Source organism: Sphingomonas sp. 1185 (genome assembly GCF_040544655.1).
GTDB lineage: Bacteria > Pseudomonadota > Alphaproteobacteria > Sphingomonadales > Sphingomonadaceae > Sphingomonas.
Window position 1 is genome coordinate 41,911 of sequence record NZ_JBEPKL010000026.1, and the last position, 20,191, is coordinate 62,101.

The window sequence follows — 20,191 nt, forward strand, 5'->3', positions numbered from 1 at the left end:
CGTGCATCTCGTCTTTCGCGAGAGCCATGGGCTGGAGGAACAGGCGGTTCCGCAGGATCTGGGGCAACGCCCCGGTGACGTGGTGGTGCTGTCCTTTTCCGACAGCGACCTGAGCGCCTTTGCGGCGGGCTGGCGGGCAGGGGGATTTCCCTGGTCGCTGCGGCTCGCCAATCTGGCGGCGCTGGTCCATCCCCTGTCGGTCGACACCTATGTCGAACAGACGCTGGCGCATGCGAAGGCGATCCTGATCCGGCTGATTGGCGGGGCGGCGTACTGGGAATATGGCCTGCGCGAAGTCGAGCGGCTGGCGCGCGAGCGCGGCATCGCGCTGGCGGTGCTGGCGGCGGATGGGCGGGAGGACCGGCGGTTGATGGCGGCGTCCACCGTGGGTGAGGCGGTGGCGCGGCGGCTGACGGCGCTGTGCGATGCCGGAGGGGCGGAGGCGGCGGCGATGGTTTTGGGCGCTTTGTCGGCGGTGGCGTCGCCTGTGGCCCTTGCCCCTCCCCAACCCCTCCCCCTGCCGGGAGAGTGGCTTTCGCTCGACACGACTGCCCCGGGCACGCCCCTCCCGCAGGCGGGAGGGGATGGGGGAGGGCCCTATCCACAAACGACGTCGCTTGCGGCATTGCCCCTCCCCAACCCCTCCCCCTGCCGGGAGAGGGGCTTTAAGATGCCAAGCGTTGGAGGCTGGTCGCCGGAAGGTCTGAGTTGCCCTGCAACCGCACTGACCAACGTCACCCGCCCCCGCGTCCTCATCACCTTCTACCGCGCCTATCTCGCCTCCGCCGATCTGGAACCCATCGCCGCCCTCCACGCCGCCCTGACCGAACGCGGCTTCGACCCTGTGGCGCTGTTCGTCCCCTCGCTGAAAGCCGAAGGCGCAGGCCCGTGGATCGCGCGCTGGGTGAAGGCGCTCACCCCCGCCGCGATCGTCAATGCCACCGCCTTCTCCGCACGCGGCGAGGACGACACCACGCCGCTCGACGGGGCGGGCGTGCCGGTGTTCCAGATCGCGCTCGCGACCAGCGACCGCGAGGGTTGGGCGGGTTCGGCGCGGGGCCTGTCGCCCGCCGACCTCGCCATGCACGTCGTCCTGCCCGAGATCGACGGACGGCTGTTCGCAGGGGTCATCAGCTTCAAGCAACCCGGCGAGCGCGACCCCGATTTCGACATCGCGCTGCGTCTCCACCGCGCCGAGCCCGCGCGGATCGCCGCCGTGGCGGACAAGGTTGCGGGCTGGGCGAGGCTGGCCACGACCCCGGCGGCGGAGCGTCGGCTGGCGATCCTGCTGTCCACCTATCCGGGCAAGGACTGGCAGGCGGCGCATGCGGTCGGGCTGGACGGTTTCGCCTCGACCGAGGCCATCCTCGGCGATCTGCGCGAGGCCGGTTATGATGTGGAAGCCCCGTCGGATTTGCCCGCCGCGTTGCTCGCCAACCGAATCGCATGGCCGGTGGCGGCGTATCACGACGCACTTTCCACATTACCCGAAGCGTTGCGCGCCGATCTGTTCGAAAGCTGGGGCGCGGTCGAGCAGGATCCGCTGGTCGAGGGCGACGCCTTCCACTTCCCCGCGCTGGCGCTGGGCAAGGCGATCGTCGCGCTCCAGCCCGAACGCGGCCGACCGAGCGCACGGGGCGAGGATTATCACGACCTGTCGCGCTGTCCCCGCCACGCCTATGTCGCCTTCTATCTCTGGCTCCGCGCGCAAGCGATCGACGCGCTGGTCCATGTCGGCGCGCATGGCACGTTGGAGTGGCTGCCCGGCAAGGCGGTCGCGCTGTCAGACGCCTGCTGGCCCGAGGCGCTGGCCCGTGACTGGCCGGTCCTCTATCCCTTCATCGTCAACGATCCGGGCGAGGCGGCGCAGGCCAAGCGGCGGCTGGGCGCGGTCACCCTCGGCCATGTCCCCCCGGCGCTGGTCCAGGCGGAGACGGGCGCGGGGCTGGGGCGGCTGGAAGCGTTGCTCGACGAATATGCCAATGCCGATGGCCTCGACCCCGCGCGCCGCGACCGGCTGCGCGGGTTGATCGCGGAGGAGGCGGACAGCGTCGGGCTGGGCGAGACGCTGGGGCTGGCGGGGGCGGAGGATCCGCTCGCCCGGATCGACGCCTTTGTCTGCGATGTGAAGGACAGCCAGTTCGGCGAGGGGCTCCATGTCTTCGGGCGCGGCGAACAGGGCGCGGCCGAGCGGGCCGGGCTGCTGGCGGGGCTGGACGGACGACGGGTGGCGGCGGGGCCATCGGGTTCGCCCTACCGGGGCCGCGCCGATGTGTTGCCGACGGGCCGCAACCTCTATGCCATCGATCCGCGCGCGGTGCCGAGCCGCGCCGCGCAGGCGCAAGGGGTCAAGCTCGCCGAGGAACTGGTCCGGCGGCATATGCAGGAGGAGGGCGATCACCTGCGCACCCTGATCGTCGATCTCTGGGGATCGGCGACGATGCGTACCGCGGGCGAGGAATTCGCCATGGCGCTCCATCTGATCGGGGTCGAGCCGCTATGGGACCATCGCTCGGAACGGGTGACGGGGTTCGAGGTGATGCCGCTGATGCGCTTCGACCGGCCGCGCGTCGATGTGACGTTGCGCGTGTCGGGGCTGTTCCGCGATGCCTTTCCGCATCTGGTCGCATTGTTCGGGCAGGCGGTGCGGGCTCTCGGCCAGCGTGACGAAGAGCCCGAATGGAACCCCTATGTCGGGCAGGCGACACCGCGCGTCTATGGCCCCGCGCCGGGCCGTTATGGCATCGGGCTGGACCCGGAGGCGGGCTATGACGAGGCCGCGCGGATCGCGGTGGGGCAAAGCTGGCTCGCCGCCTCCACCACCGCGCTCGACGATGGCGACCGGCGCGACGCGGCCGGGATCGCCGCGCGGGTGGCGGGGGCACAGGCCTTTGTCCATGTCCATGACCTCCCCGAAAGCGACCTGCTGCTGGCGGCGGACTATGCCGCGCATCAGGCGGGCTTCGCGGCGGCGCGGGCGGCGCTGGGTGAGGGGGCGGCGTCGCTCTATCATCTCGACACGCGCGATCCGGCCAGCCCCAGGGCGCGGACGCTGGCCGAGGAGATCGCCCGCACCGTCCATGCCCGCGCCGCCCATCCGCGCTGGGTGGCGGGAATGATGGCGCATGGCTTTCGCGGCGCGGCGGAGATCGCGGCGACGCTCGACCATCTGGGCAGCTTCGCGCATCTGGCGGACGTGGTGCCTGCGTCGCTGATCGACTTGTATTGGGACGCGACGCTGGCCCGTGACGAGGTGCGCGACTTCATGGCGCAGGCGAACCCGCAGGCGCTGGCGGCGATGGAGGCGCGGTTTGCGGCGCTTCATGCGGCGGGGCTGTGGCGGACGCGGCGCAACTCGGTGCTGGCGATGCTGGACGGCGCGGCATGAGCGGGTTCGTGGTCAAGGGCTGGTGCCCCGATGCGTGGCGGCCGATGATGGCGGGCGACGGCCTGTTGGTCCGGGTCCGCCCGCCGCTCGCCCGGCTGGAGGCGCATCAGGTCGAGGGGCTGTGCGAGGCCGCGAACGCCCATGGCAATGGCCAGATCGACCTGACCGCCCGCGCGAACCTGCAACTGCGCGGCGCGACCGAGCGGAGCTGGCCCCCGATGGTCGAGGCGCTCCGCGCGCTGGGGCTGGTCGATCCCGATCCGGTGCGCGAGGCGCGGGGCGCGATCCTGATCAATCCCGACTGGCGCGAGGGCGACGATTCGCACGGCATCGCGACCGAGTTGCGCGCGCGGCTGCCCGACTTGCCCGATCTGCCGAGCAAGATCGGCTTTGCGATCGATGCGGGGCCGACCCCGATGCTGATGGAAGCGCCCGCCGATTTCCGGATCGAGCGGGGGGCGGATGGGGACTTGCTGCTGCGCGCCGATGGCCGGGCGGCGGGCATGCGCGTTACGCGCCGGACCGCCGCCGATTCGCTGATCCGGCTGGCGCACTGGTTCGTCGAGAGCGAGGGCGCCGCCGCCGGACGGATGGCGCGCCACGTGGCCGATCTGCCCGACTGGGCGAGCGGCGATGCGGTGCCGGGTACGGGCGGCCCGCCGATGCGGCCGGGCGGCCATCCGGTCGGTGCGGTTTATGGATTGCCGTTTGGCCGGATCGGGGCATCGGCGCTGGCCGCCTTTGTCCGCAGTCATGGCTGTGCCGTTCGGCTGACCCCGTGGCGGCTGCTGATCGCGGAGGGCCTCGCTCCCCGACCGGCCACCGGCATGGTGCTGGACGATGCGCCGATCCTGCATGTCGACGCCTGTGTCGGCGCGCCAGCCTGTCCGCAGGCGAGCGTCGAGACCCGCGATCTGGCCGCCCGCCTCGCGCCGCTGATCGAGGGGCGTCTGCACGTCTCGGGTTGCGCGAAGGGCTGCGCGCGGGCACGGGCGGCGGACTGGGTGCTGACCGGGCGCGAGGGGGCTTTCGATCTGGCCCGCCACGCCCGCGCCGGGGCGGCACCGCTTCACACCGGATTGTCGCCCGAGCGGGCGGTCGCGCTTCTCGGAGCCTGTTGATGCCCTATAGTTACGAAACCGATGGCGCGGCGATCTATCGCCAGTCCTTCGCCATCATCCGCGCCGAGGCGGAGCTCGCCCGCTTCGATGCGGAGGAGGAGCCGGTCGCGGTCCGCATGATCCATGCCGCCGGGCTGGTCGAACTGGCGCCGTCGATCCACTTCTCGCGCGGCTTCGCGACGGCGGGGCGGCAGGCGCTGGCGGCGGGCGCGGCGATCCTGTGCGACGCGCATATGGTCAGCGAAGGCGTCACGCGCGCGCGGCTGCCCGCCGACAATCCGGTGATATGCACCTTGCGCGATCCGTCGGTGCCCGCACTGGCCAAGGAGATGGGCACGACCCGCTCCGCCGCCGCGCTGGAGCTGTGGCGACCGCATCTGGCGGGGGCGCTGGTGGCGATCGGCAATGCGCCGACCGCGCTCTTCCACCTGCTGACCATGCTGGAAGACCCGGACTGTCCGCGCCCGGCGGCGATCATCGGCTGTCCGGTCGGCTTTGTCGGCGCGATGGAGTCGAAGGACGCGCTGTGGGAGGCGCTGCCCGTTCCTTGCGCCATCGTGAAGGGCCGCCCGGGGGGCAGCGCGATCACCGTCGCGGCGATCAACGCGCTGGCGAGCCGCGCCGAATGACGACGGGCACGATCCACGGCGTCGGCCTCGGCCCCGGCGCGGCGGACCTGATGAGCGTCCGCGCCGACCGGCTGGTGCGCGGGGCCCGGCACGTCGCCTATTTCCGCAAGGCCGGGCGGCGCGGCCATGCGCGCACCATCGTCGAGGGCATGTTGCGGGACGATGTGGTCGAATATCCGATGGACTATCCGGTCACGACCGAGATCGTCTTCACCGATCCGCGCTACAATGAATGCCTGTCGGCCTTCTACGCGACCTGCACCGCGCATATCCTGTCGCTGGTGCAGCGCGGTGAGGATGTGGTGGTGCTGTGCGAGGGCGATCCCTTCTTCTACGGCTCGTTCATGCACCTGCACAGCCGGCTGCGGCCCCATGCCCCCGTCGCGGTGGTGCCGGGCATCACCGGCATGTCGGGCGCCTGGACCGCCAGCGGCGCGCCGATCACCTGGGGCGACGATGTGCTGACCGTCGCGATGGCGACCCTGCCCGAGCCGGAACTGACCCGCCGCATCGCCGAGACCGATGCGCTGGTCGTGATGAAGATCGGCCGCCATCTGCCCAAGCTGCGCCGCGCCATCGCGGCGGCGGGGCGGTCGGACCAGGCGTGGCTGATCGAACATGCCGCCCAGTCGGGCGAGCGCGTGCGGCGGCTGGCGGAGGTGGAGGACGCGCCCGCCCCCTATTTCTCGATCGCGCTGATCCATGGGCAGGGGCGGCGGCCATGAGCGGCTGGCTGATCGTTGCGGGGCTGGGGCCGGGGGCGGACGCGATGGTCACGCCCGAGGTGTCGGCGGCGCTGGCGGAGGCGACCGATGTGGTCGGCTATATCCCCTATGTCGCGCGCGTGCCCGAGCGCCCCGGCCTGACCCGCCATGCCAGCGACAATCGGGTCGAGCGTGACCGCGCGCTCCATGCGCTGGAAATGGCCGAGGCGGGCGCGCGGGTCGTCGTGGTGTCTTCGGGCGATCCGGGCGTCTTCGCCATGGCGGCTGCGATCTTCGAGCGGGTGGAGGAAGACCCGGCCCGCTGGCACGACCTGGACATCCGCGTCCTGCCCGGCATCACCGCGATGCTGGCGGCGAGCGCGCGCGCAGGCGCGCCGCTGGGCCATGATTTCTGCGCGATCAACCTGTCCGACAACCTCAAGCCGCAGGCGCTGATCGAGCGGCGGCTGCGGCTGGCGGCGGAGGCGGATTTCGCCATCGCGCTCTACAATCCCCGGTCCAAGGCGCGGCCCGATGCGCTGGACGCGGCCTTTGCGCTGCTGTGCGATGCGTGCGGCGACGACCGCCCGGTCCTGTTCGCGCGCGCCGTCTCGACTCCGGAGGAGCATCTGCGCATCGTGCCCTTGCCCCAGGCGCGGGGCGAGATGGCGGACATGCGCACCGTCGTCATCATCGGGTCCAGCCGCACGCGGATGATCCCGCACTCGGGCCGCCCGATCCTCTACACCCCCCGGACGACGCCGTGATCGAGCCAGTCGAGCACCGCCGCGACGCTCTCCACCTGAGGCCGGTCGGGGATGAAGGGACGGTCGATCATCACGACCGGCAGCCCGAGTTCGCGCGCCGCCTCCAGCTTGGCCCGCGCACCCGCGCCGCCCGCATTCTTGGCGACGATGACCTCGATTCCATGTTCGCGCAGCAGGGCCCGTTCGCCCGCCAGCGTGAAGGGGCCGCGATCCACGACCAGATGATGGCGCGGCAGGGCGGGGACCTCGGCGGCATCGACGAAGCGCAGCAGATAGAAATGCTGCGCAGCATCGGCGAAGTCCCCGATGGTCTGGCGACCGAGCGCGAGGAAGATTCGTGCCGCCTGGCTGCCCAGCGCAGCCACGGCCTCCGCCGTATCGGCGACGCGAATCCAGCGGTCGCCAGGGCCGGCTTCCCAGGCGGGTCGGGTCAATGCGAGCAGCTTCACGCCCGCCAACTCGGCCGCCGCGATCGCATTGGCGCTGATGCGCGCCGCGAAGGGGTGGGTGGCATCGACCAGATGCGTCACGCCCTCGCAGGTCATATGATCGGCCAGCCCCTCGACGCCGCCAAAGCCGCCGACCCGCGTCGGGATCGCCTGCGCGCGCGGCGTTTCGGTGCGGCCCGCATAGCTCAGCACCGCCCGCTCGCCACGCTGCGCCAGCGCGGTGGCCAGCGCGCTCGCCTCGGTCGTGCCGCCGAGCAGAAGGATATGGCGCATGGCTGACTCCGGACCCTGGCTGACGATCGTCGGGATCAGCGAGGATGGCTGGGACGGCCTGACCGCCCCCGCACGCGCCGCGATCGAGGCCGCCGATAGCGTGATGGGCGCGCCGCGTCACCTGTCGCTGCTGCCCGAGCGCGGCGCGGCGCGGCGCATCGTGTGGCCGGTGCCGTTCGCGGACGGGGTGCCGATGCTCCTCGACCGGCGGGGGGAACGGGTGGTGATGCTCGCCTCGGGCGATCCCTTCTGGTTCGGCGCGGGGTCGGTCGTGACTCGCCATTTGGAGCCGGGCGAGTGGATCGCCCATCCCGCCCCCTCGACCCTGTCGCTGGCGGCCGCGCGGCTGGGCTGGTCGGTCGAGACGATCCGGAGCGTCGGGCTGCACGCCCGGCCCATCGAGACGCTGCGCCCGCATCTGGCACCAGGGCGGCGGGTGCTGGCGCTGATGCGCGATGGGGCGGCGGTGCCGGGGCTCGCCGCCTGGCTGGTCGATCAGGGTTTCGGCGACAGCGTGTTGACCGTGCTGGAGGCGCTGGGCGGGCCGCGCGAGCGGGTGCGGCGGACGACGGCGGCGACGCTCGACTGGGCCGACATCGCGCACCCGGTCGCGGTGGCGATCGAGCCTGCGGGAGATGGCCGCGCGCTGCCTTGCGCGAGCGGGCTGGACGATGACTGGTTCGCGCATGACGGACAGATCACCAAGCGCCCCGTCCGCGCGCTTGCACTGTCGGCGCTGGCTCCGCGTGCCGGTGAGCTATTGTGGGATATCGGCGCCGGTTCGGGGTCGGTCGCGATCGAATGGCTGCTGAGCGACCCGACGACCCGCGCCATCGGTTTCGAGCGCGATCCCGACCGGCTGGCCCGCGCCCGCGACAATGCCCTGCGGCTGGGCGTCGAGCGGCTCGAACTGGTCGAGGGGGATGCGCTCGACCGGCTCGCCGACCGGCCGCATCCCGATGCGGTGTTCGTCGGCGGCGGCCTGTCGCGGCCGCTGGTCGAGGCCTTGCGCGGCCTGCCCCGGTGCCGCCTGGTCGCGCATGCGGTGACGCTGGAGACGGAGGCTTTGCTGGCCGAGTGTCATGCCCGTTTCGGGGGCGAGCTGTTGCGGATCGAACTGGCCCAGGCGCGGCCGCTGGGGACGAAGCGCGGCTGGAAGGCCAGCTATCCCATCGTCCAGTGGCGGGTCGCATGGTGATCGCCGGGTTCGGATGCCGGGCGGGGGCGACCCCCGATTCCTTCCGCAGCGCGCTGGCGGCGGCGGGGATTCGCCCCGATGCGCTGGCCGTGCCCGCCGACCGCGCGGCCGTCATCGCCGAATTTGCCGAAGGGCAGGGCCTGTCCGTCCATCCGATCGACGCGGCCCTGCTGGACGGCCTGGATACGCCGACCCGCTCGACCGTCAGCCTCGCCCGTCGCGGCGTCGGCAGCGTGGCCGAGGCGGTCGCGCTCGCCGCCGCCGGGCCGGGCGCGCGGATCGTCGTGCCCCGCCTGATTTCCTCCGACCGCATGGCGACCTGCGCCATCGCCCAAGGACCCGACCAATGACCGTTCACTTCATCGGCGCCGGACCCGGCGCCCCCGATCTGCTGACCCTGCGGGGGCGCGACCTGATCGCGGCCTGCCCGGTATGCCTCTATGCCGGATCGCTGGTGCCCGAGGCGGTGCTGGCGCATTGCCCGCCGGGCGCGAAAATCGTGAACACCGCGCCGATGACGCTCGACGAGATCATGGCCGAGATTTCCGACGCGCATCGCAAAGGCCAGGATGTCGCCCGGCTGCATTCGGGCGACCTGTCGGTCTGGTCGGCGATGGGCGAGCAGGTGCGGCGGTTGCGCGAACTGGGCATCCCGGTGTCGGTCACGCCCGGCGTGCCGTCCTTCGCGGCGGCGGCGGCGGCGCTGGAGAGCGAGCTGACCCTGCCCGGCATCGCCCAGTCGGTGATCCTGACCCGCACCCCCGGTCGCGCCAGCGCCATGCCCGAGGGGGAGACGCTGACCGCCTTCGCCGCAACCGGCGCGACGCTGGCCATCCATCTGTCGATCCACAATCTGGCGCGGGTCGTCGCCGACCTGACCCCGCATTACGGCGCGGACTGCCCCGTCGCGATCGTCTGGCGCGCCAGCTGGCCCGAGCAGCGAATCGTCCGCGCGACTCTGTCCACCATCGAGGCGGCGGCTGCCGACGGCCCCGAGCGGACCGCGCTGATCCTGGTCGGGCGTGTCCTGGACCAGAGCGATTTCGCCGAGAGCCGGTTATACGCCGAGGGCTATGACCGTCGCTATCGTCCTGGGAACACGATCGAATGACGCCAGGATTGATGATAGCCGCGCCCGCCTCGGGCACCGGCAAGACGACGGTGATGCTGGGCCTGCTTCGCGCATTTCGCGATGCGGGGGTGGCGGTGCAGCCGTTCAAGAGCGGCCCCGACTATATCGACCCCGCCTTTCACCGCGCGGCGTGCGGGCGGGCGTCGTTCAACCTCGACGGCTGGGCGATGCCTGCGCCATTGCTCGATACGCTGGGGCAGCGGGGGGCGGATGCCGAGCTGGTGCTGGCGGAGGGCTCGATGGGGCTGTTCGACGGTGTCGCCAGACCCGGCGCGACCGGCATGGGCAGCAGCGCGGAGACGGCGCGGCGGATGGGCTGGCCGGTGGTGCTGGTCATCGACGTGTCGGGACAGGCCCAGTCGGCGGCGGCGACCGCGCTCGGCTTTGCGCGCTATGACCCCGACCTGCGGGTGGCCGGCGTGATCCTGAACCGCGTGGCGAGCCCGCGTCACGAGCGGCTGGCCAAGCTGGGGTTCGAGGAGATCGGCCTGCCGGTCTTCGGCGCGCTTCCCCGGCGCGGCGATCTGGTGCTGCCCGAGCGGCATCTGGGGCTAGTCCAGGCGGTGGAGCATCCCGAACTCGACCGGCTGATCGGAGACTATGCGGCGTTCCTGGCGGCGCATGTCGACTTGGAAGCGATCCGCGCGGCGGCCTATGCCAAGACCGCCCCCGCTACCGACGTGATCCTGCCGCCACCACCGGCCCAGCGGATCGCATTGGCGCAGGATGCGGCCTTCTCCTTCGTCTATCCGCATATGCTGGCGGGCTGGCGCGCGGGCGGGGCGGAGATATTGCCCTTCTCGCCGCTCGCCGATGAGGCGCCGGATGCGTCGGCCGATCTGGTCTGGCTGCCCGGCGGTTACCCTGAGCTTCACGCCGGGCGGCTGGCGGCGGCGGAGCGGTTCCGCGCCGGACTGGCCGACCATGCCCGGACCAGGCCGGTCCATGGCGAGTGCGGTGGCTATATGGCGCTGGGCGAGGCGCTGATCGATGCCGAGGGCGTCAGCCACCGGATGGCGGGGCTGCTTGGCCTCGTGACCAGCTATGCCAAGCGCAAGATGCATCTGGGTTATCGCCGTGCGACGCTCCTCGGCGAGGTGGCGGGGATGCCCGAGGGCGCGGTATTGGGCGGGCATGAATTCCATTATTCGACCGTCCTCGAACAGCCTGACGCGCCGCTTGCGCATGTCGTCGATGCGCAGGGCGAGGCGGTGCCCGAAACCGGATCGCGGCGGGGCGCGGTGACCGGCACCTTCTTCCATCTGGTGGCGCGTTGGTGGTGAGGGGCTTCGTCCATCTGGTCGGCGCGGGGCCGGGCGATCCCGAATTGCTGACGCTCAAGGCGGTGCGCTGCCTGGGGCAGGCCGATGTCGTGCTGTTCGACGATCTGGCCGCCGGACCGATGCTGACCCATGCGCGCGCCGATGCGGAATTGATCGCAGTGGGCAAGCGGGCGGGCCGCGCCTCGCCCAAACAGGCGGAGATCGACCGGCTGTTGGTCGATCACGCCCTGGCGGGCAAGCGGGTGGTGCGGCTGAAATCGGGCGATCCCGGCATTTTCGGGCGGCTGGAGGAAGAGATGGTCGCGCTGAAGGCGGCCGGTATCGGCTTCGAGATCGTCCCCGGCGTCAGCGCGGCGAGCGCGGCGGCGGCCGCTGCCGCCATTCCGCTGACCCGGCGGGCCGAGGCGCGGCGGGTGCAGTTCGTGACCGGCCATGACGTGACCGGCGCGCTGCCCGCCGACCGCAACATGGCGGCGCTGGCCGATGCGAGCGCGACGACGGTGGTGTTCATGCCCAAGCGGACCTTCCCCGCGCTGGCCGAGGCGCTGATCGCGCATGGCCTGCCGCCCGAAACGCCCGCGCTGATGGCCGAGCATGTCGGCTGTCCCGACCAGCGGCTGACCCGCTCGACCGTGGCCGGACTGGCCGCGCGGCTGGCGGAGGGCGTGTCGGACAAGGCGGCGCTGATCCTCTATGGCCCGTTGATGGAGGATCTGTGATCCATCTCGACCTGATCGGCATCGGCACGGGCAATCCCGAGCACCTGACCCGCGCCGCGGAGGCCGCGATGCGCGCCGCCAACCTGATCCTGCTGCCGCGTAAAGGCGACAAGGTCGAGCTGATCGACCTGCGCCGCGACATTTGCGCGCAGGTGCTGGCGGGAGCGGAGGTGCGGGTGGTCGAGTTCGACCTGCCGGTGCGCGCCACGGAGGGCGCCTATCTCGATACGGTCGAGCATTGGCATGACGCGATCGCCGAATGCTGGGCGGCGGAGATTTCCGCGCATCTGCCGGATGGCGGGCGGGTGGCGTTGCTCGTCTGGGGCGACCCCTCGCTCTATGACAGCACGATCCGCATCGCCCGGCGGCTGGCGGCGGTGGAGCGGGTGACGGTGGTGCCGGGAATCACCTGCATCCAGGCGCTGTGCGCGGCGCATGCCATCCCGCTCAACGCGGTCGGCGCGCCGGTGATGGTGACGACCGGGCGGCGCTTGCGCGAAACTGGCTGGCCGCAAGGGGCGGACAGCGTCGCGGTGATGCTGGACGGCGGATGCGCCTTCACCGCGCTGGATCAGCCGGATGCGGCGATCTGGTGGGGGGCGTACCTGGGCATGGCGCAGCAAGCGATCGAGTCCGGGCGGCTGGCGGACGTCGCCGAGCGGATCGTGGCGCGCCGCGCGGAGCTGCGGCGGGCGCATGGGTGGATCATGGATGTGTACCTGCTGCGGCGGGGCGGGGATCTGGTGGGGGAGGGGTTGTGATGGCGCGCCCCATGACTTTCCTCCCCTTGCAGGGGAGGTGGCAGGCCGCAGGCCTGACGGAGGGGTGTCCCCCTCTCGATAGGGCAACACCCCTCCGACGCGCTACGCGCGCCACCTCCCCTTGCAGGGGAGGAATACGTCTAGAACTCGATCCCCTTCTGCGCCTTCACGCCTTGTTCGCGGAAGGGATGCTTCACCTGCGTCATGTCGGTCACCAGATCGGCCGCCGCGATCAGCGCGTCGGGGGCGTTGCGGCCCGTGATGACGACATGGGTCATCGCGCCCTTTGTCGCCAGCACCTCCAGCACCTCGTCGACCGGCAGATAGTCATAGCGCAACACGATGTTCAGCTCGTCCGCGACGATCAGGTCATAGGCCGGGGCGGCGATCATCCGCTTCACCTCGTTCCAGGCGGTGCGCGCGGTGGCGATGTCGCGGGTGCGGTCCTGGGTGTTCCAGGTGAAGCCCTCGCCCATCGCGTGGAAGTCCACCTCGGGAAAGCGCGCCAGCACCGCCGCCTCGCCGGTGGTCATCGCGCCCTTGACGAACTGGACCATGCCGACGCGCATCCCGTGGCCGACCGCGCGGATCACCATGCCCAGCGCGGCGGTCGTCTTGCCCTTGCCCTTGCCGGTATGGACGATGACCAGCCCCTTTTCGGCGTCGCGCGCGGCGACCATCCTGTCCTGCGCGACCTTCTTCTTGGCCATGCGCTCGGCATGTTCGGCGTCGGTTCGCATCATTTCTCTCCTGAAAGACGAAGGGGCAGCCCGGCGACCACCAGATCGGTCGCATCGCAGACCCGCGCCAGCCGCTGGTTCAGCGACCCTTGCGCATCGCGGAAGCGGCGCGCCAGCGCATTGTCGGGGACGATGCCGAAGCCGACCTCGTTGCTGACCAGCACGACGGGGCCGGGCGCGTCCGCGATGGCGGCGACCAGCGCATCCCCCGCCGCCGTCAGATCGGCCTCACCCAGCAGCAGGTTGGTCAGCCACAAGGTCAGGCAGTCGACCAGCAGCACCCGGTCGGCGCGGCCATGCGCGGTCATGGCCTCGGGGAGTGTGAGCGGCGCCTCCACGGTCGTCCAGCGCGCGTCGCGGTCGGCCTGGTGCCGCGCGATCCGGTCGCGCATCTCCGCGTCCCAGGCCTGCGCCGTCGCGATGAAGCAGCCGGTCGGCGTCATCGCCTCGGCCAGCGACTGGGCATGGCGGCTCTTGCCCGACCGGGCACCGCCGAGGACGAGGATGGTGCGGGGCGTGTGCATGCCCGTCCGCATCGCGGGAGCCGGGCTGTGACGCAAGCGGAAATGGCCGCGCTGACCTATCATGGCGGCCGGATCGATGCGGCCAGGGCGCTGTTCCCGACCGCGCCCGCACCGTGGCTGGACCTGTCGACCGGCATCAATCCGGTTCCCTGGACGCCGCCAGAGGGGCTGGACGTCGATGCGGGGCCTTTGCCCGATCGCGGCGCGCTCGCACGGCTGGAGGCGCTGGCGGCGGCGCATTTCGGGGTCGCGGCCGAGCGCGTGGCGGCGGTGCCGGGCAGCGAGATGGCGTTGCGGCTGCTGCCGCTGCTCGGGGTGGCCCAGCCGATCGTGGCCCTTCGCCCCAGCTATGGCACGCACGGCGCGGTCGCCACGACGCGGATCGATCACGGCGCGCTGGAGAACTGGGCGGGGCAGGCGGGCAGCCTGTTGCTCGCCAATCCCAACAACCCCGATGGCGTGGTCCATACCGGCGGGACGCTGGCCCGACTGGCCGAGGTGCAGGCGCACGCGGGCGGCTGGCTGATCCTGGACGAAGCCTTTGCCGATGCGATGCCGGATCCCGGTTTCACCGGCGGCGAGCGGGTGGTGCTGCTGCGCTCGTTCGGCAAGTTCTTCGGGCTGGCGGGCGTGCGCCTTGGCTTCGTGATCGCCGCGCCCGCGCTGCTGTCACGGCTTCGCGGCCTGCTGGGCGACTGGCCGGTGTCGAGCCATGCGATGGTCTGGGGCGGCGCGGCCTATGCCGATCGCGCGTGGATCGCTGCGACCCGCCTCGCGCTGGTCGAGCGCGCGGCGGCGCTCGATGCCGTGCTGGCGCGGCACGGGCTGGTCGCGAAGGGGGCGTGTCCGCTGTTCCGCATGGTCGAGACACCCGATGCCGGGTCTGTTTTCCACCGGCTGGCGGCGGCGGGGATTCTTGTCCGCCCCTTTGCCGACGCGCCCGAGCGGTTGCGTTTCGGCGTGCCCGCCTCGCTCGCGGAGCTTGCGCGGCTGGACAAGGTGTTGAGTCATGGCTGATCCGATCGCGCTGGTGGCGCTGGCGCTCGATGCCGTGATCGGTTGGCCCGATCGGCTCTATGCTTGGGTCGGGCATCCGGTGGGGGGCTTTGCCCGGTTCCTCCATATCTGCGAACGGCATGGCAACCGGCCTGACCGGTCCGAGGCGACCCGCCGGGCGCTGGGGGGCGCGACGATCCTGACGCTGATCGCGTTGACTGGTGTTGCGGCATGGTGGCTGGACCGCGAGGCGCATCTGCTGTTCGGCCGATGGGGCTGGATCGCCAGTGCGGTCCTGTCCTGGCCCGCGCTGGCGCAGCGCAGCCTGTACGGGCATGTCCGCCCCGTCGCCGACGCGCTGATGCGCGGCGACCTGCCCGCCGCCCGCTCGGCGGTCGCGCGGGTGGTGGGGCGCGATACCCAAAGGCTGGATCAGGCGGGCGTGTCGCGCGCCGCGATCGAGACGCTGGCGGAGAGTTTCTGCGACGGCATCGTCGCGCCGCTCTTCTGGCTGTTGCTGCTCGGCCTGCCGGGCGTCTGGGTCTATAAGGCGATCAACACCGCCGACAGCATGATCGGGCACAAGGAGCCGCGCTGGCGCGCCTTTGGCTGGGCGGCGGCGCGGATCGATGACGGCGCGAACTGGATACCGGCGCGGATCGCCGGGGTGCTGGTCTGTGTGGCGGGCGCGGGCGGCTGGGCGGTGATGAAGCGCGATGCCCGCGCCCATGCCTCGCCCAATGCGGGCTGGCCCGAGGCGGCGATGGCGGGGGCGCTGGGCGTCGCGCTGGCGGGGCCGGTGAGCTATGACGGGGTGACCCAGATCAAGCCCTGGATCGGGCGCGGCGGCCGCAGCGCGACGCCCGCCGATATCGTGACGGGCTTGCAAATCTATGCCCGCGCCTGCCTGTTGCTGTGGATCGTCGCGGGGGGTGTCGCATGGCTGGCGTGATGATCCAGGGCACCGGGTCGGATGTCGGCAAGTCGGTGCTGGTGGCGGGGCTGTGCCGGGTCTTCGCCAATCGCGGGCTGTCCGTCCGCCCGTTCAAGCCGCAGAATATGAGCAACAACGCCGCCGCCACCCCGCAAGGCGGCGAGATCGGCCGGGCGCAGGCGACCCAGGCGATGGCGGCGCGGGTCGAACCGCATGTCGACATGAACCCGGTGCTGCTCAAGCCGCAGGGCGACCGCACCTCGCAACTGATCGTGCGCGGACAGGTGCGCGGGATGCTGCCCGCGTCGAAGTGGCGCGAGGGGCGGATCGGGCTGCTGCCCGAAGTGGTGGAATGCTATCGCCGGTTGGAGGCGGAATGCGACCTCGTCATCGTCGAGGGCGCGGGCTCGCCCGCCGAGGTCAATCTGCGCAGCGGCGACATTGCCAATATGGGCTTTGCACGCGCGGCGAACGTGCCGGTGGTGCTGGCCGGAGACATTGACCGGGGCGGGGTGATCGCGTCGCTGGTCGGCACCAGGGCGGTGATCGACCCGGCCGATGCCGCGATGATCCGGGGCTTTCTGGTCAACAAGTTTCGCGGCGACCCGGCGCTGTTCGCCGATGGCATGGCGCTGATCACCGGGCATACCGGCTGGCATTCGCTGGGGCTGATCCCGTGGCTGGCGGACGCGCGCCGCCTGCCGAGCGAGGATGCGGTGGCGCTGGAGCGGCCCGCCGCCGGGGCCGGGGGGCGGGTGGTCATCGCCTGTCCGATCACCCCGCGCATCGCCAATTTCGACGATCTCGATCCGCTCCGCCTCGAACCCCAGGTCGATCTGGTCATGGTCCGCCCCGGCCAGCCCATTCCCGATGCCGCGATGATCGTGCTGGCGGGATCGAAGACGACCATCGCCGACCTGGCCTTCATCCGCGCGCAGGGGTGGAATATCGACATCGCCGCGCACCATCGGCGCGGGCGGCCGGTGCTGGGCCTGTGCGGCGGCTATCAGATGCTCGGGCGGCGGGTGGCCGATCCCGATGGCGTCGAGGGCCCGGCGGGCAGCGTCGCGGGGCTGGGGCTGCTCGATGTCGAGACGGTGCTGACCGGCGAAAAGACGGTGCGGCCGGTAACGGGCGAGGCGCTGGGCGCGGCCTTTTCCGGTTATGAGATTCACCTTGGCCGGACTGAAGGGCCGGATGCCGCGCGTCCGGTCGGACACCTCGCCGATGGCCGGGCGGAGGGCGCGATGAGCGCCGACGGGCTGGTCGCGGGCAGCTATGTCCATGGCCTGCTGGGCGAGGCGGGGCAGCGCGCGGCGTGGCTGGCGCGGATCGGCGTGGCGGGGGCGGGGCCCGATCACCGCGCCGATGTGGACGCCGCGCTCGACGCCATCGCTGCCGTGCTAGAGGCGCATGTCGATTGCGACGCGCTGTTGCGGATCGCTCAGGACGCCAGATAGAGGAGGGCGACGATCAGCAGGCCGGTCTCGGTCAGCTCGATCCCGGCGCCGTGCACATCGCCGGTCACGCCGCCCAGCCTTTGCCGGAACCAGAATGACAGCGGCAGGATCAATAGCGGCGTGACGGCAATGGGCGGACAGGCCAGACCCAATAGGACCACCGCCATCAGCCACAGGATCATGTCGAACGGCCGCACTGCGCGCGCCACCATCGCCCCCAGCCCGCCGGGGCGCAACGGCGGCAGGACGCGCGCCCAGACCAGCGGCCCGACCCGCGCCGCCGCCGGGATCAGCGCGAGCATCGGCCAGGCGCGGGCGGGTATTGCGTGGAGCAGCACCAGCTTGGCGAGAAGCTGCATGACGAGCGCCACGACGCCGAAGCTGCCGATCTGCGGCTCGGCCATCACCGCCAGCAGCCGCGACCGGTCGCCATGCGCCGCGCCCAGCCCGTCGGCCAGGTCCGCCAGCCCGTCGAGATGCAGCGCCCCCGTCACCCAGACCCAGGCCACCAGCCCCGCCAGCGCCCCCGCCCAGGGATCGACCCGCGCCCCCAGCCAGGCGGCCCCCGCGACGATCGCGCCGACGACCAGCCCGGCGACCGGATAGAGCCGGATCGCCGCCGCGAAATCCGCCTCGTCCGCTGCGACGCGCGGCATGGGCAGGCGGGTCAGGAAACCGAGCGCGAGGATCAGCGGCTTCATGCCGTGACCAGTCCGCTGACCTGCGCCGCACGGGGGCGGCCGTCCCACACCTCCAGCGTCAACAGGCTGGCATAGGGCAGCGCAAAGGCCCAGACGGCACGGCGGTCGAACCCGCACAGGATATGCAGCGCCGCGCGCATCGCGCCGCCATGGGTGACGACCAGCGTCGGTTCGGGCGACAGCTCGGCGATGGCCGCCGCGACGCGCGCGACCAGATCGGACCAGCGCTCGCCGCCCGGCGGAGGGGCGGCATCGGGATCGTCCCAGAACCGGCCGAGCGCGGTCCGGTCGATCGCTTCGGGCGCCAGCCCGTCCCAGTCGCCGAAATCCAGTTCGCGCCAGCGGGGATCGACCGTGACGGGGCCGATCGCCTCGGCACAGGCGCGCGCGCGCGACAGGTCCGAGCTGATCCGCCGGGTCGCCGCCAGATCGCGTCCCCGTGCGGCGCAGGCGGCGATGCCCTCGACCGTCGCTGGACTGTCGGTCCGCCCCAGCATCCGCCCCGCCGCCTCGGGCTCGCCATGCCGAAGCAGATGCAGGTGAAACGCGCTCACGCGCTCGCCACGCCCGCCTCGGCAAAGGTCGCCATGCCGTCATGCGCCGCCAGCGCCGCGCGGATGACCTGGACCGCCACCGCCGCGCCGCTCGCTTCGCCCAGCCGCATGTTCAGCGACAGGATCGGCACAAGGTCCAGCCGCTCGAGCAGCCGGACATGGCCGGGCTCCGCCGAGCAATGGCCCGCCAGGCAATGGGCGGTGATCGCGGGATTGACCAGCGCCAGCGGCGCGATCGCGGCGGTGCCGATGAAGCCGTCCAGCACCACCGGCACGCCGCGGGTGCGTGCCGTCAGGATCGCGCCCGCCATTGCCGCGATCTCCCGCCCGCCCAGACGGCGCAGCAGCTCGAACGCGCTGGTCAGATGCTCGTGGTGCAGCGCCAGCCCCTCGGCCACCACCGCCGCCTTGCGCGACAGGCCGCGTGCATCCACCCCGGTGCCGGGACCGACCCAGTCGGCGGGATCGCCCCCGAAACTGGCGGCGGCCAGCGCGGCGGCGGGGGTGGTGTTGCCGATCCCCATCTCGCCCAGCACCAGCAGGTCGGCATCGCCCACCGCCGCCGCCCCCGCCGACAGCGCGGCCAGGCATTCCGCCTCGCTCATCGCCGGGCCGGTGGTGAAGTCGACCGTCGGCCGGTCTAGGTCGAGCGGCACGACCGACAGGTCCAGCCCGGCGGCGGCGGCCAGCGCGTTGATCGCGGCGCCCCCGGCGGCGAAATTGGCGACCATCTGTGCGGTCACCTCCGCCGGAAAGGCGCTGACCCCGCGCGCGACCACGCCGTGATTGCCCGCGAAGATCACCGCGCGCCCGCGATCGATCCGGGGCCGCTCGCGCCCCTGCCATCCGGCCAGGAAGATCGCGATGTCCTCCAGCCGTCCGAGCGAGCCCGGCGGCTTGGTCAGCTGCCCCTGTCGCCGCGCGGCGGCGTCGCGCGCGCTGGTGTCCGGCGCGGGCAACACGGCCAGGGTCGTCTCGAAGCTGGCGATGGTCGGGAAAGCGGTCATTCGACGATGAATCCCTCGGGCGGCGTGCGGGTCAGGAAATGGCCCTTCACCCCTTGCGGCCATTGCTTGTACGGCACCTGTCCCCAGTCGCTGTCGGCATAGGCGCGCGCATAGTCCAGGATCGCGCGCGCGGCCTCCTCGTCCGGAGCGAATTTGCCCATCACATAGCCGACCTTGCCGGGGCAGCGAAGATGGACCGTGCAGAAGGACTGGCAGGCAAAGAGGCAGGGCATCTCCTCGACCGCCACGTCCGCATAGGCCGGGTCGGAGGCTTTCACCGCGCGCAACGCCTCGACCAGCAGCGCGCCGCCGCGTCGCCCTTCGGCGTCCTCGCGCGCATCGTCGGACAGGCGACAGGTGTTGCAGGCGACCACGGCGGGGCCGTTCGCGGCGGGTTTCAGCATGAACAGGGCTCGGTCATAGGGGCATGTCTCCACAAAGGCGCTGTCGTCGCGCGAGGGGATAGCCCCGTCCGCCCGGTACACCCTGACCGGCCGAAAGACGACCGCGACGGGCAGGTCTCCTGGCTCGCGGGTCGGTGCCGGTCCGCTGCCTTCTCGGGAACAGGCCCCAATGGCGTCATGGCGAACGGCTCGCCGCTTACAGTTGCAGGGGCAGCCGGGGCTTCACACCCCATTCCCTTTTTATCCCCGAGGGGAACCTGTCGCGGGGGAGCGATAGGCGCGGGGAGGGCGAGAGGCAACACCGCTATTCCTCCCCTGCAAGGGGGGGGCGACATTCACGATTGCGTCTTCTTTCCCTCTCCCCTGGACAGGGGAGAGGGTTAGCGGAGCTTGCCAGCCTGCTGGCTAGCGCAGCTTGGGTGAGGGGTTGAGCGAGCCCAAAGGCTC

The 20,191-nt window shown here is 71.8% G+C and carries 21 protein-coding genes and 1 riboswitch; of the genes, 14 read left to right on the forward strand and 7 right to left on the reverse strand.

Annotated features, from left to right (window positions below):
• Position 1 precedes the first annotated feature (1 nt).
• Genes cobN through cobJ form a run of 5 tightly spaced genes read left to right on the forward strand, consistent with a single transcriptional unit; the run spans position 2 to position 6,609 of the window.
• Positions 2-3,388, forward strand: a complete 3,387-nt coding sequence (gene cobN / locus ABIC44_RS15365; RefSeq protein WP_354296431.1) for a cobaltochelatase subunit CobN — start codon at positions 2-4, stop codon at positions 3,386-3,388.
• Positions 3,385-4,509: a ferredoxin-like domain-containing protein gene (locus ABIC44_RS15370; protein WP_354296432.1), complete on the forward strand. Its 1,125-nt coding sequence runs from the start codon at positions 3,385-3,387 to the stop codon at positions 4,507-4,509. The genes cobN and ABIC44_RS15370 overlap by 4 nt, the downstream gene beginning before the upstream one ends.
• Positions 4,509-5,138 carry a precorrin-8X methylmutase gene (locus ABIC44_RS15375; RefSeq protein WP_354296434.1) on the forward strand — a complete coding sequence of 210 codons (630 nt, stop codon included), beginning with the start codon at positions 4,509-4,511 and terminating at the stop codon, positions 5,136-5,138. The genes ABIC44_RS15370 and ABIC44_RS15375 overlap by 1 nt, the downstream gene beginning before the upstream one ends.
• Positions 5,135-5,863: a precorrin-2 C(20)-methyltransferase gene (cobI, locus tag ABIC44_RS15380; protein WP_354296436.1), complete on the forward strand. Its 729-nt coding sequence runs from the start codon at positions 5,135-5,137 to the stop codon at positions 5,861-5,863. The genes ABIC44_RS15375 and cobI overlap by 4 nt, the downstream gene beginning before the upstream one ends.
• A complete protein-coding gene (gene cobJ, locus ABIC44_RS15385; protein ID WP_354296437.1) occupies positions 5,860-6,609 on the forward strand; it encodes a precorrin-3B C(17)-methyltransferase in 750 nt (249 codons plus the stop codon). The genes cobI and cobJ overlap by 4 nt, the downstream gene beginning before the upstream one ends.
• Here the strand turns inward: cobJ and ABIC44_RS15390 are convergent.
• A complete protein-coding gene (locus tag ABIC44_RS15390; protein WP_354296439.1) occupies positions 6,585-7,331 on the reverse strand; it encodes a cobalt-precorrin-6A reductase in 747 nt (248 codons plus the stop codon). The two genes, cobJ and ABIC44_RS15390, sit on opposite strands and share 25 nt — an antisense overlap.
• On the opposite strand from ABIC44_RS15390, the gene cbiE reads away from it, so the two are divergent.
• Genes cbiE through cobF form a run of 6 tightly spaced genes read left to right on the forward strand, consistent with a single transcriptional unit; the run spans position 7,330 to position 12,424 of the window.
• The gene (gene cbiE / locus ABIC44_RS15395) at positions 7,330-8,529 is read left to right on the forward strand and encodes a precorrin-6y C5,15-methyltransferase (decarboxylating) subunit CbiE (protein WP_354296441.1); all 1,200 of its coding nucleotides are present in this window, start codon (positions 7,330-7,332) and stop codon (positions 8,527-8,529) included. The genes ABIC44_RS15390 and cbiE overlap by 2 nt on opposite strands.
• Positions 8,523-8,879, forward strand: a complete 357-nt coding sequence (locus tag ABIC44_RS15400) for a cobalamin biosynthesis protein (RefSeq protein ID WP_354296443.1) — start codon at positions 8,523-8,525, stop codon at positions 8,877-8,879. The genes cbiE and ABIC44_RS15400 overlap by 7 nt, the downstream gene beginning before the upstream one ends.
• On the forward strand, positions 8,876-9,640 hold the full coding sequence (cobM, locus tag ABIC44_RS15405) for a precorrin-4 C(11)-methyltransferase (protein WP_354296445.1): 765 nt from the start codon (positions 8,876-8,878) through the stop codon (positions 9,638-9,640). The genes ABIC44_RS15400 and cobM overlap by 4 nt, the downstream gene beginning before the upstream one ends.
• Entirely contained in the window at positions 9,637-10,944 is a 1,308-nt protein-coding gene (locus tag ABIC44_RS15410) for a cobyrinic acid a,c-diamide synthase CobB (protein WP_354296446.1), read from the forward strand. Before cobM ends, ABIC44_RS15410 begins: the two co-directional genes overlap by 4 nt.
• On the forward strand, positions 10,941-11,663 hold the full coding sequence (gene cobA, locus ABIC44_RS15415; protein ID WP_354296447.1) for a uroporphyrinogen-III C-methyltransferase: 723 nt from the start codon (positions 10,941-10,943) through the stop codon (positions 11,661-11,663). The genes ABIC44_RS15410 and cobA overlap by 4 nt, the downstream gene beginning before the upstream one ends.
• Positions 11,660-12,424, forward strand: coding sequence for a precorrin-6A synthase (deacetylating) (gene cobF, locus ABIC44_RS15420; protein WP_354296449.1), 765 nt, complete (start codon positions 11,660-11,662; stop codon positions 12,422-12,424). Before cobA ends, cobF begins: the two co-directional genes overlap by 4 nt.
• Before the next feature lie 140 nt (positions 12,425-12,564).
• Here cobF and cobO read toward each other — a convergent pair whose 3' ends face one another.
• The gene (cobO, locus tag ABIC44_RS15425) at positions 12,565-13,164 is read right to left on the reverse strand and encodes a cob(I)yrinic acid a,c-diamide adenosyltransferase (protein WP_502959856.1); all 600 of its coding nucleotides are present in this window, start codon (positions 13,162-13,164) and stop codon (positions 12,565-12,567) included.
• A complete protein-coding gene (cobU, locus tag ABIC44_RS15430) occupies positions 13,164-13,688 on the reverse strand; it encodes a bifunctional adenosylcobinamide kinase/adenosylcobinamide-phosphate guanylyltransferase (protein ID WP_354296452.1) in 525 nt (174 codons plus the stop codon). Before cobU ends, cobO begins: the two co-directional genes overlap by 1 nt.
• A gap of 27 nt (positions 13,689-13,715) precedes the next feature.
• On the opposite strand from cobU, the gene ABIC44_RS15435 reads away from it, so the two are divergent.
• The 3 genes from ABIC44_RS15435 to ABIC44_RS15445 are packed head-to-tail and all read left to right on the forward strand — an operon-like array spanning position 13,716 to position 17,078.
• On the forward strand, positions 13,716-14,705 hold the full coding sequence (locus tag ABIC44_RS15435) for an aminotransferase class I/II-fold pyridoxal phosphate-dependent enzyme (RefSeq protein WP_354296454.1): 990 nt from the start codon (positions 13,716-13,718) through the stop codon (positions 14,703-14,705).
• A complete protein-coding gene (gene cbiB / locus ABIC44_RS15440; protein WP_354296455.1) occupies positions 14,698-15,636 on the forward strand; it encodes an adenosylcobinamide-phosphate synthase CbiB in 939 nt (312 codons plus the stop codon). Before ABIC44_RS15435 ends, cbiB begins: the two co-directional genes overlap by 8 nt.
• Positions 15,624-17,078 (forward strand): cobyric acid synthase, encoded by a 1,455-nt coding sequence (locus tag ABIC44_RS15445; RefSeq protein ID WP_354296456.1) that lies wholly within the window; start codon positions 15,624-15,626, stop codon positions 17,076-17,078. The genes cbiB and ABIC44_RS15445 overlap by 13 nt, the downstream gene beginning before the upstream one ends.
• On the opposite strand, the gene cobS is transcribed toward ABIC44_RS15445, so the two are convergent.
• Genes cobS through ABIC44_RS15465 form a run of 4 tightly spaced genes read right to left on the reverse strand, consistent with a single transcriptional unit; the run spans position 17,063 to position 19,744 of the window.
• A complete protein-coding gene (gene cobS, locus ABIC44_RS15450; protein ID WP_354296458.1) occupies positions 17,063-17,779 on the reverse strand; it encodes an adenosylcobinamide-GDP ribazoletransferase in 717 nt (238 codons plus the stop codon). The genes ABIC44_RS15445 and cobS overlap by 16 nt on opposite strands.
• Positions 17,776-18,333, reverse strand: coding sequence for a histidine phosphatase family protein (locus ABIC44_RS15455; protein ID WP_354296460.1), 558 nt, complete (start codon positions 18,331-18,333; stop codon positions 17,776-17,778). Before ABIC44_RS15455 ends, cobS begins: the two co-directional genes overlap by 4 nt.
• Entirely contained in the window at positions 18,330-19,340 is a 1,011-nt protein-coding gene (gene cobT / locus ABIC44_RS15460; protein ID WP_354296461.1) for a nicotinate-nucleotide--dimethylbenzimidazole phosphoribosyltransferase, read from the reverse strand. Before cobT ends, ABIC44_RS15455 begins: the two co-directional genes overlap by 4 nt.
• Positions 19,337-19,744 carry a DUF1636 domain-containing protein gene (locus ABIC44_RS15465; RefSeq protein ID WP_307100414.1) on the reverse strand — a complete coding sequence of 136 codons (408 nt, stop codon included), beginning with the start codon at positions 19,742-19,744 and terminating at the stop codon, positions 19,337-19,339. Before ABIC44_RS15465 ends, cobT begins: the two co-directional genes overlap by 4 nt.
• Positions 19,745-19,836: 92 nt before the next feature.
• Positions 19,837-20,020: riboswitch (cobalamin riboswitch) on the reverse strand.
• Positions 20,021-20,191: the final 171 nt, after the last annotated feature.

Bases quoted from the DNA above. Each gene is read 5' to 3' on its own strand.
- cobO (WP_502959856.1), bottom strand. From the start codon at position 13,164: ATGCGAACCGACGCCGAACATGCCGAGCGCATGGCCAAGAAGAAGGTC.
- ABIC44_RS15400 (WP_354296443.1), top strand. From the start codon at position 8,523: ATGGTGATCGCCGGGTTCGGATGCCGGGCGGGGGCGACCCCCGATTCC.
- cobJ (WP_354296437.1), top strand. From the start codon at position 5,860: ATGAGCGGCTGGCTGATCGTTGCGGGGCTGGGGCCGGGGGCGGACGCG.
- cobM (WP_354296445.1), top strand. From the start codon at position 8,876: ATGACCGTTCACTTCATCGGCGCCGGACCCGGCGCCCCCGATCTGCTG.
- ABIC44_RS15375 (WP_354296434.1), top strand. From the start codon at position 4,509: ATGCCCTATAGTTACGAAACCGATGGCGCGGCGATCTATCGCCAGTCC.
- cbiB (WP_354296455.1), top strand. From the start codon at position 14,698: ATGGCTGATCCGATCGCGCTGGTGGCGCTGGCGCTCGATGCCGTGATC.
- ABIC44_RS15465 (WP_307100414.1), bottom strand. From the start codon at position 19,744: ATGCTGAAACCCGCCGCGAACGGCCCCGCCGTGGTCGCCTGCAACACC.
- ABIC44_RS15410 (WP_354296446.1), top strand. From the start codon at position 9,637: ATGACGCCAGGATTGATGATAGCCGCGCCCGCCTCGGGCACCGGCAAG.
- ABIC44_RS15445 (WP_354296456.1), top strand. From the start codon at position 15,624: ATGGCTGGCGTGATGATCCAGGGCACCGGGTCGGATGTCGGCAAGTCG.
- cbiE (WP_354296441.1), top strand. From the start codon at position 7,330: ATGGCTGACTCCGGACCCTGGCTGACGATCGTCGGGATCAGCGAGGAT.
- ABIC44_RS15370 (WP_354296432.1), top strand. From the start codon at position 3,385: ATGAGCGGGTTCGTGGTCAAGGGCTGGTGCCCCGATGCGTGGCGGCCG.
- cobI (WP_354296436.1), top strand. From the start codon at position 5,135: ATGACGACGGGCACGATCCACGGCGTCGGCCTCGGCCCCGGCGCGGCG.
- cobS (WP_354296458.1), bottom strand. From the start codon at position 17,779: ATGAAGCCGCTGATCCTCGCGCTCGGTTTCCTGACCCGCCTGCCCATG.
- cobU (WP_354296452.1), bottom strand. From the start codon at position 13,688: ATGCACACGCCCCGCACCATCCTCGTCCTCGGCGGTGCCCGGTCGGGC.
- ABIC44_RS15390 (WP_354296439.1), bottom strand. From the start codon at position 7,331: ATGCGCCATATCCTTCTGCTCGGCGGCACGACCGAGGCGAGCGCGCTG.
- cobT (WP_354296461.1), bottom strand. From the start codon at position 19,340: ATGACCGCTTTCCCGACCATCGCCAGCTTCGAGACGACCCTGGCCGTG.